At 73.0% G+C, this 12,329-nt stretch carries 10 protein-coding genes; 7 read left to right on the plus strand and 3 right to left on the minus strand.

All coding sequences use genetic code 11. The features are described from left to right. Window positions 1–89 precede the first annotated feature (89 nt). Complete coding sequence (locus tag ACFWBN_RS38815) at window positions 90–3,257, minus strand: hypothetical protein (RefSeq protein ID WP_385186280.1); 3,168 nt, start codon at window positions 3,255–3,257, stop codon at window positions 90–92. A 118-nt stretch (window positions 3,258–3,375) separates the two neighbouring features. Here ACFWBN_RS38815 and ACFWBN_RS38820 point away from each other — a divergent pair, with 118 nt between their 5' ends. Beyond that, entirely contained in the window at window positions 3,376–4,077 is a 702-nt protein-coding gene (locus ACFWBN_RS38820) for an AzlC family ABC transporter permease (RefSeq protein WP_385186283.1), read from the plus strand. Further along, a complete protein-coding gene (locus ACFWBN_RS38825) occupies window positions 4,074–4,382 on the plus strand; it encodes an AzlD domain-containing protein (RefSeq protein WP_385186286.1) in 309 nt (102 codons plus the stop codon). The genes ACFWBN_RS38820 and ACFWBN_RS38825 overlap by 4 nt, the downstream gene beginning before the upstream one ends. Here ACFWBN_RS38825 and ACFWBN_RS38830 read toward each other — a convergent pair. Beyond that, window positions 4,351–5,316, minus strand: a complete 966-nt coding sequence (locus ACFWBN_RS38830) for a hypothetical protein (protein ID WP_385186289.1) — start codon at window positions 5,314–5,316, stop codon at window positions 4,351–4,353. The two genes, ACFWBN_RS38825 and ACFWBN_RS38830, sit on opposite strands and share 32 nt — an antisense overlap. Window positions 5,317–5,397: 81 nt before the next feature. Here ACFWBN_RS38830 and ACFWBN_RS38835 point away from each other — a divergent pair, with 81 nt between their 5' ends. Both ACFWBN_RS38835 and ACFWBN_RS38840 read left to right on the plus strand, forming a co-directional pair. Next, window positions 5,398–5,592 (plus strand): DUF3046 domain-containing protein, encoded by a 195-nt coding sequence (locus ACFWBN_RS38835; protein WP_030154244.1) that lies wholly within the window; start codon window positions 5,398–5,400, stop codon window positions 5,590–5,592. Between the two features lie 48 nt (window positions 5,593–5,640). After that, window positions 5,641–6,885: an AI-2E family transporter gene (locus ACFWBN_RS38840; RefSeq protein ID WP_385186293.1), complete on the plus strand. Its 1,245-nt coding sequence runs from the start codon at window positions 5,641–5,643 to the stop codon at window positions 6,883–6,885. On the opposite strand, the gene ACFWBN_RS38845 is transcribed toward ACFWBN_RS38840, so the two are convergent. Further along, complete coding sequence (locus tag ACFWBN_RS38845) at window positions 6,836–7,594, minus strand: Clp protease N-terminal domain-containing protein (RefSeq protein ID WP_385186296.1); 759 nt, start codon at window positions 7,592–7,594, stop codon at window positions 6,836–6,838. The genes ACFWBN_RS38840 and ACFWBN_RS38845 overlap by 50 nt on opposite strands. A 237-nt stretch (window positions 7,595–7,831) precedes the next feature. On the opposite strand from ACFWBN_RS38845, the gene recA reads away from it, so the two are divergent. The 3 genes from recA to ACFWBN_RS38860 all read left to right on the plus strand — a co-directional run bounded on the left by recA (window position 7,832) and on the right by ACFWBN_RS38860 (window position 12,166). Beyond that, the gene (gene recA / locus ACFWBN_RS38850; protein WP_385186299.1) at window positions 7,832–8,950 is read left to right on the plus strand and encodes a recombinase RecA; all 1,119 of its coding nucleotides are present in this window, start codon (window positions 7,832–7,834) and stop codon (window positions 8,948–8,950) included. A 3-nt stretch (window positions 8,951–8,953) separates the two neighbouring features. Continuing rightward, window positions 8,954–9,529: a recombination regulator RecX gene (recX, locus tag ACFWBN_RS38855; RefSeq protein WP_385186302.1), complete on the plus strand. Its 576-nt coding sequence runs from the start codon at window positions 8,954–8,956 to the stop codon at window positions 9,527–9,529. A 90-nt stretch (window positions 9,530–9,619) separates the two neighbouring features. Further along, the gene (locus ACFWBN_RS38860) at window positions 9,620–12,166 is read left to right on the plus strand and encodes an FtsX-like permease family protein (RefSeq protein ID WP_385186305.1); all 2,547 of its coding nucleotides are present in this window, start codon (window positions 9,620–9,622) and stop codon (window positions 12,164–12,166) included. Window positions 12,167–12,329: the final 163 nt, after the last annotated feature.

Below are 12,329 nucleotides of genomic sequence, written 5' to 3' on the forward strand. Positions count from 1 at the left end.
AAACGCGACTACATCTTCAACGGCACCCTGGCCACAGCAGCCATCGTGATCTGGCTCCGCGATCTCATCAAAGAGCCATCAGACACTGCCTAGTGGTCGGGCCGCAGGCTCAGGTTCGGCTGGACGCGTTTGACGGGCCGGCTGCCCGCGGCCGCGGCGCCGAGGTGGCGGCCCAGCGCGAGGTAGGCGTCGAACTGGTCGTGGTCGAAGGACTGGTCGAAGGTGCTCTGGCGGGGGAAGACCTTCTCGGTGAGGGCGTAGCTCAGCAGCTCGTAGGGCATGTCGGTGGTCAGGCTGGCCTTGGCGAAGACGATCGTGCCCTCCCGGGTCCCGGGCTCGCCCGGGGTGAACTCGACGGGCTCCGGGTAGCGGATGGTGCCCCGTACGACGCACCGCGCGGAGAGGCGCGCGTTCAGGGCCGACATCGGGTCCTCCGGGCTCAGCTTCTCGGCGCTGCCCGGTACGAGCGTGAGCATGTTCTGGTCCGGCAGGTCGAAGCTGATCTCGACGCCGAGGTCCTCGTACGCCAGCGCGATCGCCTGGGCGAGCGTGGTGGCCAGCGGGGGGACGTCCCCGCTGGAGTCGATGACGTAGATCTTCCGGCAGCGCAGCCGGAGCAGTTCCACCAGGCCCAGATTGTCGATGTGTCCGCCGTCCGTGCACAGCAGCATGGGGCTGGTGTCGGAGTACAGCCCGATCAGCTCCTGGAGCTGATAGCGCAGCCGCCGCATCCGGGGGAGCCGGGGCATGGTCCAGTCCGGGGCGAACTTCGCCACCTCGGCGAGGTACAGCGGGTTGGGCAGCCAGGTGCCCAGGCGCAGGTTGGACAGGGCGAGCAGCCGCTGCACCGCCTTCGACTGCGTGCCCATCGTGGACGCGAACGCCGCGCCCGAGACCGCGACGGCGGACTGGACGGTGAGGTCGCGCTGGATCAAGGGGTGCGACGTCTTCTCCAGGGTGGAGGTCTTCACCCAGCCGACATCGGGTCCGCCGACGTAGTCGGAGGCGAAGGTGAAGGGGACGGCGGGCCTGCCCGGCGCGGTGCGGTTGCGGCTGGACAGGGCCGCGGCCGCCGCGAAGATGACCTGCGGGAAGGGCTTCACCCGCTCGGCGTGCGTGCTGAGCCGGGTCAGCTCCGCGTGGTAGTCGTACGGCAGGGCGCCGACGGAGCCGTCCCACAGCACCGCGCGCCGCACCGCGAAGGCGCTGGCCAGCCGCTGCCGGTAGAAGGGGTGCAGGCTGCACATGGTCTGGTCGAGCACCACGGCCAGGACGAGCAGGGCGGCGGGCAGACCCAGCCGCCACCCCCAGTGCCACCGGTCGGACAGCACGGTGGACCAGGAGAGCACGGCGAGGCCGACGAAGCCGAGGACCAGGAGCACCACCCAGACGACGAGGTACTGGAGCCATCCCGTACCGACCTTGGTGACCAGTGAGGTGGCGCCCGCGGAGAGCCATCCCGCCTTCTCACCGTCCGGCCGGATCTTCTTCACCTGCTGGTACAGCGCGGTGAACATCGCGCCCAGCCAGGTGAGGGCCGCCGTGAGGCCGGCGAGGAGGGTCACTCCCTGCGTCCCCTCGGGGAACAGGTTCTGACGCTGGACCAGCCAGGCGAAGAACCACAGCACGAGGGGGATGAGCAGGGCGTACACCGCGATCCCGACGGCCATCCACACGATGCCCTTCACCGAGAGCCGCAGCCACCGCGGCCACCCGGCCCCGGTGCGGGGCCGGAACAGGGAGGCCGCCAGGGACACCGCGCCGGCGACCGCGACCAGGCCGACGATGGGCAGCCAGGCGTAGCGGGGGAGCAACAGGTTCCGGACGCCCGTGGCCGTACCCGAGGCCGAGGTGGGGTCGAAGCCGCCCGGCCGGAAGCGTTCGATCTCGATCACGGGGACGAGCGAATAGAACTCGTTGAGCGCGATCCCGGCCACGGTGAACGTCAGCGCCAGCAGCGTGAGGGAGACGAGGACCCCGCGCAGTGCCGCGCCCAGGGCCCGCACGAATTCCTGGGGGCTGTCGGCCAAGTACTTGGCGTGCCGCCGCAGATGGTGCTCTTCGGGGCTGCCGGGTGCGAACACGTCCTGAGGCGTCGCCAGGTCGGCCCGGGGAGGAGGTTGCGGCCGCCGGTCCCGTGGCTGTCTCGTGGTCAGCGCCAGCTGGAAGGCCCCGGCCGTGAACCCGCCACCGGACACCGACACCAGATAGCGCGCCTTGGTCAGCACCCCCGCCTCGCGCAGGGCCTGCAGGGCGCCGAGCGTGACCGACGCGGAGCGGATCCCGCCGCCGGACACGCAGATGCCGATCTCCGCCGCCTCGCGGCCGGGCAGGGGGAGGGAGCGGCTCCGCCAGCGGCGGTGCGCACTCTCCGGCGGCGCCGCCTCGCTCGGCGGCGCGGTCCAGTCCTCCAAGGGCGAGGAGCGGTGCGGTGCCGCCGGCGGCACGATGATCTGCGGGTCGCACGGCCGGTGGCCGGGGTCGTGGGCGAGCCGGTGGGCGAAGCGTACGGGAAGCCGCGGGCCGTGCCGCCGGATCCTGCGGATGATCAACAGGGCCCAGAAACCCACCGCGAAGGCCGTCCCGCGAACGCCCTCGCCGGCCCGGGTCCGGGCCATCCGGCGCGCGATCCCCGGACTTCCCGGCAGGACCGGCGCCTTCGGGGCGAGCCGCAGTTTCGACCTCTTCGTGAAATACCTGGCCAGCAGGGTGAGGAGCACCCAGCCCGCGATGATGAACAGCGGGGCGACGAGCGACCACTTCAGCAGCGCGAAGGAGGCGGCCGCCAGCAACTCGTAGTCGGGATCGTCGGCCATGTGCTGCAAGGCACTGCGCAGGAAGGCGTTCTCGGCCAGGTCCGCCGCGGCGGCCACCGGGGTGAGGAGCATCGCCCGGAAGGCGAACCTCCGCGATGCCAGCCGGTACAGGAAGAGGACACCCAGCCCGAACAGTGACATGAGTGCCAGGGCGTACGAGGGGATCAGCCAGTGGCTGTCGGCGCTGATGGCGTGCCGGAAGGCGTCGATGCGGGCGCCGGTGGCCTCACACCGCCGGCCCAGTTCGTAGACGGCCCGGCACGCTTCCTCTCGCTGTCCGGAGAACTGGAGCAGCTGCTCCCGGTGTTTGCCCAGGCCGTGCGGCCGGTCGTGCAGGTACCGCATGAACAGTGCGCCGGAGGTGATCAGTCCGCCCATGCACAGGAACGCCGCCCAGCGGGGAGCCCGGTGCCGGGGGGCCCGGTCGGGAGAGGTTGGCATGCGCCGAACGTAGTCTTGTTGTAACTGTCCGTGGCGGATGCGCGCCCGGCCGCGCGCAAGAACGTACAAGACCCGGCCTCCCCGCCCTGCGTACCTTCGGGGCGTGGGAGAACATTCGATGGTGATACAGGAGACCCCCGACGGGGTCACCGCCGAGCGGCCGCGCGCCGCTGTCGTACGGGACGCGCTCGGGGTCGGAGTGGCCGTCGGGCTGTCCGGGTTCGCGTTCGGGGTGACCGCCGCCGGGGCGGGGATCAGCGTGGCGCAGGCCTGCGTACTGAGCCTGCTCGTCTTCACCGGCGCCTCGCAGTTCGCGCTGGTCGGGGCCCTCGCGGCCGGCGGGAACCCGTTCACGGCCGCCGCCGGGGCCTTCTTCCTCGGCACGCGCAACGCCTTCTACGGGCTGCGGCTGTCGCAGCTGCTCGCCCTGCCGCGCGCCGTGCGGCCCTTCGCCGCGCACTGGGTCATCGACGAGACCACCGCCGTGGCACTGGCCCAGCCCGACCGGAAGTCGGCCCGCCTCGGGTTCGGCGTCACCGGGCTCAGCCTGTACGTGCTGTGGAACCTCACCACCCTGCTGGGCGCGCTCGGCGCCGAGGCCATCGGCGACACCGCCGCGTGGGGGCTGGACGCCGCCGGACCCGCCGTGTTCCTGGCGCTGCTCGCGCCGATGCTGAAGACCTCCACCGAGCGGGCCGTCGCCGCCCTCGCGCTCGTTCTCGGGCTCGGCTTCCTGCCGGTGCTGCCCGCCGGGGTGCCCGTGCTGATCGCCGCGCTGGCCGCGCCGGCCGTGCTGTGGATGAAGGGACGCCGCTCGTGAACGTCTGGATCGCCATCGGGCTCACCGTCGTCGGCTGCTACGCCGTCAAGCTCGCCGGGCTGCTCGTCCCCGCCGGGGCCCTGGAGCGGCCGCTGGTGCGCCGCCTCGCCGCCCTGCTGCCGGTCGCGCTGCTCGCCGCGCTCACCGCCCAGCAGACCTTCAGCACCGGGAGCGCCCTCGTCATCGACGCCCGCGCCGCCGGACTCGCGGCCGCCGCGGTCGCCCTGCTGCTGCGGGCCCCGTTCCTGCTGGTCGTCGCGGCCGCCGTCGTCGTCACCGCGGGCGTTCGGGCCCTGGGCGGCTAGCGGGGCCGAGCGGACGCCCGTACGCCCGCAGGGTGAGCAGGGCCTCCAGGGTCGCGATCGGCCGCCGCTCCAGCGAGCTGCCCGGTGCCCAGGCCCGGCGGCGCACCGGCCAGCCGCCGTCCGCCTGCTGCTCGGCGGCCAGGAAGTCCAGCGAGCGGCGCAGCTCCTCGTCGGTGAACCAGCCGCGGGCCAGCGACTCCGGCCGCCGCGCGAAGTCGTGCGGGTACAGCTGCTCGCCCGGCGCGTAGCCGGGGGCGGGCGGGAACTCGTGCCGCCGCCGCGGATCCAGCACCACGAGCCGCTGCTCGCGCACCAGCCGCCCCAGCCGGTCCGCGGCCGCCGCCGCGCGGGCCCGGTCGGGGGAGCCGTCGAGGAAGGCCACCGCGCTCTGGATCTCGTACGGATGCGAGCGGCGCAGGCTCTCCACCCGGTCCCAGCAGAAGTCCGTGGCCCGGAACAGCCAGGCGTGCCAGATCCGGTTGCGGTGCAGTAAGCCGACGACCGGGCCCGTGGTCAGCAGCTCGCCCGGCGGGTCGTCGAAGACCGGGTGGTAGGGCGCCGCCGGGTAGCCGCGCGGGGCCGGGGAGGCCACCGGGAGCGCCCCGTCCGGCGTGGAGACCCGGGTCAGGTGGCGGCAGAGCCGCTCGATGCGCTGGCCGGCGCAGCGGCCCAGGCTGTCCAGGACGCGCAGTGCGTGCGCGGTGTGCAGGGGCTGGCTGAGCGGGCCGCGCAGATCCGGATCGAGCGCGTGCCCGTAGCCGCCGTCGCCGTTGAGGTAGGAGCAGAGGGCGGTGTCCACCGGATCGGCGTCCCCGCCGAGGAAGTGGAACGCGAACCGCCGCTGCTCCAGTACGCGGGCAGTGAGCCAGATGAACTGCTCGGCGCGGGCCAGCGGGGCCGGGGCGGCCGACGAGGGGGCTTCGTCTCCAGGCATGCGAGAAACCGTAGGGCGCCCCGATGCGGGGAGGGGGGACGAACGGGGCGGGTGCACTCTCCGGGGCGGGATACTGGAGTCATGCGGTTGACGATTTTCTGGGAGCGGATGGCGGAGCACTTCGGTGCGGGCTACGCGGACTCCTTCGCGCGGGACCACGTCATGACCGAGCTGGGCGGACGGACCGTCCACCAGGCGCTGGACGCGGGCTGGGAAGCCAAGGACGTGTGGCGGGCGGTGTGTTCGGCGATGGACGTGCCGGCATCGCTGCGCTGAGCAGGGCTGTTTCGCCGTAGGGGCGGCCGGTGGGCCAGACTTGGCCGCGTGGCAGCCACTGATGAGACGAACGACCGGCCCGAAGGACCCCAGGGGGCCGGGGACGCGACGCCGGCCTGGCCGGTCGACCCGGCTCGCCTCGGCGGCCCACCCGGAGGCGGCCGTCCGCCGGGCGGGGGCGCGGGCGGAGCGGAGGCGCGGATGCCGCGGTGGCTGCCGCGCGCCGTGGTGCTCGTACTGGCCCTCGTCGCCTGCTTCCAGCTCGGCAGCTGGGCCTTCCACCAGCTGATCGGGCTGCTCGTCAACATCCTGATCGCCTTCTTCCTCGCGCTCGCGATCGAACCCGCGGTGTCCAGGATGGCGGCCCGCGGGATGCGCCGCGGGCTCGCCACCTTCCTGGTGTTCCTCGCGGTGTTCGTCGTGACCGCGGGCTTCCTCACGCTGCTCGGCTCGATGCTCGCCGGGCAGATCGTCGAGATGGTGGAGGGCTTCCCCAGCTACCTCGACTCGGTGATCAACGCGATCAACCGCACCTTCCACACCGAGCTGTCCCGGCTGGAGATCCAGGACAGCCTGCTGCGCTCCGACTGGCTGCGCAAGTACGTGCAGAACAGCGCGAGCGGCGTGCTCGACGTGTCCGGCGCCGTGCTCGGCGGACTCTTCAAGCTGCTGACGATCGGACTGTTCTCCTTCTACTTCGCCGCCGACGGACCGCGGCTGCGGCGCGCGCTGTGCTCCGTACTGCCGCCCGCCAAGCAGTCCGAGGTGCTGCGCGCCTGGGAGATCGCCGTCACCAAGACGGGCGGCTACCTCTACTCGCGCGGGCTGATGGCGCTGATCTCCGGCATCGCGCACTACATCCTGCTGGTGGTCCTCGGAGTGCCGTACGCGCCCGCGCTCGCGGTGTGGGTGGGGCTGGTCTCCCAGTTCATCCCCACCATCGGCACCTATCTCGCGGGCGCGCTGCCGATCCTGATCGCCTTCACCGTCGATCCCTGGTACGCGCTGTACGTCCTCGGGTTCGTGGTGGTCTACCAGCAGTTCGAGAACTACGTCCTCCAGCCGAAGCTGACCTCGAAGACGGTGGACATCCACCCCGCGGTGGCCTTCGGCTCGGTCGTCGCGGGCACCGCCCTGCTGGGCGCGGTCGGGGCGCTCATCGCGATCCCGGCCATCGCCACGCTGCAGGCCTTCCTCGGCGCGTACGTGAAGCGGTACGCGCTGACGGAGGACGCGGACGCCTCTACTCGGCGCCGTCCGCGCCGCCGAGTACGGCTGCCAAGGCTTCGGTGACGGTCGCCTCGGTGGCGGCCTTGCCCGCTCCGAGGCCGCTGAGCACGCCCCCGCCGTCCTCCAGCTCCAGCAGCGCGAGCAGGATGTGCTCGGTGCCCACGTAGCCGTGGCCCAGGCGCAGGGCCTCGCGGAAGGTGAGCTCCAGGGCCTTCTTGGCGTTGGCGTCGAAGGGGATCAGGTCGGGGACCTCCGGGGCCGCCGGGGGCAGCGTGGCGGCCGCGGCGGCGCGTACGTCGTCCGCGGAGACCCCCTGGGCGGTCAGCGCGAGGGCGGCGAGCCCCTCGGGCTCGGCCAGCAGGCCCAGGACCAGGTGGGCGGTGCCGATCTCGGTGTTGCCGGCGGAGCGGGCCTCGTTCTGCGCGGTCATGACGACGTTGCGGGCGCGGGGGGTGAAGCGGCCGAAGCCCGCGTCGGGGGCGAGGGCGGCGTCGCCCTCCTTGTCGGCCTTGGGGACGAAGCGCTTCTGGGCGGCCTGGCGGGTGACGCCCATGCTGCGGCCGATGTCGGTCCAGGAGGCGCCGGAGCGGCGGGCCTGGTCGACGAAGTGGCCGATCAGGTGGTCGGCCACGTCGCCCAGGTGCTCGGCGGCGACGACGGCGCCGCTGAGCTGCTCCAGGCTGTCGGCGTGGGACTTCTTGATGGCCTCGATCAGGTCGTCGAGGCGCACGGGGTTGGCGATGCGAACGGGTTCCACGGATGGGTTCGTCATGAGTGCAACCGTAGGTTGACAGTCCTGGAGTGTCAACCGCGGGTTGTCACTTGATGGGGGTCGGCCTTCGCGCGGCGGCTCTCGCGCGGGGTCTCGCGTGGCGCGCTTGACAGGGAAATCGAACATCCATTCTGATGAGTTATCCACAGCCGAACCGGTCGTGGAGGCGCATTGTCAGTGGCAGGCATTAGCGTCAATGGCGTGAAGCGATCGACTCAAGCAAACCGGGTGGAACCCATGGCAGGCACCGACCGCGAGAAGGCTCTCGACGCCGCGCTCGCACAGATTGAACGGCAATTCGGCAAGGGTGCGGTCATGCGCCTCGGCGACAAGCCGAACGACCCCATCGAGGTCATCCCCACCGGGTCGACCGCGCTGGACATCGCCCTCGGCGTCGGCGGGCTGCCCCGCGGCCGCGTGATCGAGGTGTACGGACCGGAGTCCTCCGGTAAGACGACCCTGACCCTGCACGCCGTGGCCAACGCGCAGAAGGCCGGCGGCACCGTCGCCTTCGTGGACGCCGAGCACGCGCTCGACCCCGAGTACGCGAAGGCCCTCGGCGTCGACACCGACAACCTCATCCTGTCGCAGCCGGACACCGGCGAGCAGGCGCTGGAGATCGTGGACATGCTCGTCCGCTCCGGTGCCCTCGACCTGATCGTCATCGACTCCGTGGCGGCCCTGGTGCCGCGCGCGGAAATCGAGGGTGAGATGGGCGACTCGCACGTGGGTCTCCAGGCCCGCCTGATGAGCCAGGCGCTCCGGAAGATCACCGGTGCGCTCAACCAGTCCAAGACCACCGCGATCTTCATCAACCAGCTCCGCGAGAAGATCGGTGTGATGTTCGGCTCGCCGGAGACCACCACCGGTGGCCGCGCGCTGAAGTTCTACGCCTCCGTGCGTCTCGACATCCGCCGCATCGAGACCCTCAAGGACGGCACGGACGCGGTCGGCAACCGCACCCGCGTCAAGGTCGTCAAGAACAAGGTCGCGCCGCCGTTCAAGCAGGCCGAGTTCGACATCCTCTACGGCCACGGCATCAGCCGCGAGGGCGGCCTGATCGACATGGGCGTCGAGCACGGCTTCGTCCGCAAGGCCGGCGCCTGGTACACGTACGAGGGCGACCAGCTCGGCCAGGGCAAGGAGAACGCGCGGAAGTTCCTCTGCGACAACCCCGCCCTCTCCGACGAGATCGAGCGGAAGATCAAGGAGAAGCTGGGCGTGGGGGTCCGCAAGGACGCCGACACCGCCACCGCCGAGGCCGGTGCCGCAGCTGCCGACGCCACGGCCGCGGCCGTGCCCGCCCCGGCGACGAAGGCCAAGACGACGGCCAAGGCCGCCGTCGCCAAGAGCTGACCCGTGCGGGAGCAGGAAGGGGGCGGCGAGGGCCGGCGCGGCCGTGAAGGCCGCCAGGAACTGCCGCCCCAGAGCCCCGAGGAGCAGGCGCGGGCGATCTGCCTGCGCCTGCTCACCGGGAGCCCCCGCACCCGGCGCCAGCTCGCGGACGCCCTGCACAAGCGGGGCATCCCCGAGGAGGTGTCGCAGCAGGTCCTCTCCCGGTACGAGGAGGTGGGCCTGATCGACGACGCCGCCTTCGCGGGAGCCTGGGTCGAGTCCCGGCACCGCGGCCGGGGCCTGGCCCGCCGGGCGCTCGCACAGGAGCTCCGGACCAAGGGGGTGCACGCCACCCTCGTGGAGGAGGCCCTGGGACAGCTCGACTCCGAGCAGGAGGAGCAGACCGCCCGGGAGCTCGTGGAGCGCAAGCTCCGCTCCACCCGGGGCCTGGAGCGCGACAAGCGGATCAGGCGCCTCGCCGGGATGCTCGCCCGCAAGGGGTACCCGGAGGGCATGGCCCTGCGGGTGGTCCGCCGCGCGCTGGAGGCGGAAGGCCAGGACGGCGACGAGGCCGACGAGCTCGGCTACCCGGGGGAGTGAGCCGGTGGGCCCGGGGTGGGGGTAGCCCCCGGGTGCACACACCGGAGTACGCCAATGTCAGGAGGCGTGCCCGGCGCCAGAGTTGACCGCATGATGCTGCGTTACGCCCTCCAGACCGTCAGAGACCGCAAAGCCGGTTTCCTCGGCGCCTTCGTCGCCCTCCTGTGCGCGGCCGCCCTCATCACCGCGTGCGGCACCCTCCTGGAAACGGGCCTCCGCGGAACGATCGGCACCGAGCGCTACGCGGCCACGCCGGTCCTCGTCTCCGCCGACCAGAACGTCCACGAGACCACGGTCAAGGAGAAGAAGGGCAAGACCAAGGAGAAGCACAAGGCCAAGCCCGTCGCCGAGCGGGCCTGGCTCCCGGCGGCCACCCTGGAAACGGTGCGGTCCGTGGCCGGCGTCGAGCGGGCCGTGCCCGAACTCACCTTCCAGGCCGTCCCGCTGGTCAAGGCGCCGGCGGGTGACGCGAAGCCCTCCTACGGGCACGCCTGGACCTCCGCCGTCCTCACCCCCTTCACCCTCGCCGAGGGCCGGGCCCCCCAGGGCGGCGACGAGGTCGTCGTCGACCACGCGCTGGCCGCCCGCGCGGGGCTGAAGCCCGGCTCCGAGCTCACCGTGCAGTCCACCGGCGAGCCGAAGGCGTACCGGGTGAGCGGAGTCGCAAAGACCGCCCGCGGCGACCTCGCCCAGCAGAGCGCGCTCTTCTTCGGCGACGCAGAGGCCCAGCGGCTCGCCGCCCGCGACGGACAGGTCAGCGCCATCGGCGTGCTGCCCGCACCCGGCGTCGACGCCGGGTGGCTGGCCGGGCAGGTCGCGCAGGCACTCAAGGGCACCACGGCGCAGGTCAGCACGGGCGACGAGCGCGGTCCCGTCGAGTTCCTCGACGCCGCCGGAGCCCGGATCAAGCTGGTCTCCATGGGCGGCGCGATGGGCGGCACCTCGCTGCTCGTCGCGATCCTCGTGGTCGTCGGCACCTTCGCCCTGTCCATCCAGCAGCGCCACCGCGAACTCGCCCTGCTGCGGGCCATCGCCGCGACGCCCAAGCAGCTGCGGAGCATGATCGGCCGGGAGGCGCTGGTCGTCGGCCTGGCCGCCGGAGTCGCCGGGGCGCTCGCCGGACTGCCGCTCGCCGCCTGGCTGTACGGCCGGTTCGTCGACAGCGGGGTCGTCCCCACCGCCCTGGAGCGCACCGCCGGAATCTTCCCGATGGTGGTCGCCGTCGGTGCGAGCCTGCTCGGGGCCTGGGCCGCCGCGCGGATCACCGGTCGGCGGATCGCCCGGATCCGCCCCGCCGAGGCGCTCGCCGAAGCGGCCCTGGAGGGGCGCAGGCCCGCGTGGATCCGGACCGTCCTCGGCGTGCTGCTGCTGGCCGGCGGGGCGGTCCTGGTCGTGGTGCTCGCCGGCCTGCGCACCGAGCCGGCGTCGACCCCGGTCACCTTCCTGGCCGTGGTGGTCCTGGCCGGGGCGGTCTCGCTGCTCGGCCCGCTGCTCGTACGGGCCGCCACCGCGCTGCTCGCCGGTCCGCTGCGGCTGGCCGGCGCGGGCGGCCACCTCGCCACCGCGAACCTGCGCGGCAACGCCGTCCGGATGGCCTCCGCCGTCACCCCGCTCGCGCTGCTGGTCGGCATGACCTGCACGGTGCTGTTCGTCACTCCGACGCTCGGGGACGCCGCCCGGGCGCAGGCCCGCGACGGGGTCCGGGCCGGATGGGTGCTGGCCGCGCAGGGTCCGGGCGTCACGGGGGAGGCCGCCGAGCGGATCCGCCGCACCCCCGGGGTCACGGCGGCCACCGAGATCGTGCACACGTCGGTACGGGTGGGCCTCACGAAGTACGCCGCGCAGGGGGTGACCACGGCCGGGCTGACCCGGACGTGGGACCCGGCGGTCACCGGCGGCAGCCTGGACGGATTCGGGGAGGGCAGCGCGGCGGTGAGCGAACTCGCCGCCGAGCAGCTGGGGCTGAAGCCGGGGAGCCCGCTGAAGCTGACGCTGGGGGACGGGACTCCGGTGACGCTGACCGTCTCGGCCGTGTACGCGCGGGGCCTGGGCTTCGGCGATCTGACGCTGCCGCACGGGCTGGTGGCCGCGCACATGGACAACCCGCTGGCCGGCAGCGTGCTGGTGGCCGCGGAACCGGGCACCGGGCGGGAGCAGTTGGCCGCGGCGCTGAAGGGGTTCCCGGGGGTGGCGGTGCTGTCCGCGCGGGACGCGGACGAGGTGCGGGCCGAGCGGGCCGATGCCGGCGCGGAGATCAACCTGCTGGCGATGGGGCTGGTGCTGGCCTTCACGGCGATCGCGGTGGTCAACACGCTGGCCATGTCGACCGCCGAGCGGGTACGGGAGTTCGGGATGCTGCGGCTCGCGGGCGCGAAGCGGAGGCAGGTGCTGCGGATGCTGCGCGCGGAGGCGGTGGCGGTGGTGCTGATCGGGGTGGTGCTGGGGTCGGGGATCGCGCTGGCGGTGCTGACCGCTTTCAGCGTCGGGATGACGGGGGTGGCGGCGCCGGCGGTCCTGCCGGTCGCTTACGCGGGGGTGGTGGGGGTGGCCGGGCTGCTGGCCCTCGCGGCCACTGCCCTCCCGGGCCGGGTGGCGCTCCGGGTGCGGCCGGTGGACGTGGCCTCGTCCAAGGCCTGACCGCCTCCCGGCGGGGGTCGGGTCGCGGCTTGGCCGCGGCCCGGCCTCCTGGGGCTCCGCCCCGGACCCCGCGCCTCAAACGCCGGCGGGGCTGGATTTTGCCGTCGGGCAATCCAGCCCCGCCGGGGCTGAGGTTGCGCTACGCGCCCGTTCAGGCCAGTCT

This window comes from Streptomyces sp. NPDC059989, from assembly GCF_042736975.1.
Taxonomy (GTDB): domain Bacteria; phylum Actinomycetota; class Actinomycetes; order Streptomycetales; family Streptomycetaceae; genus Streptomyces.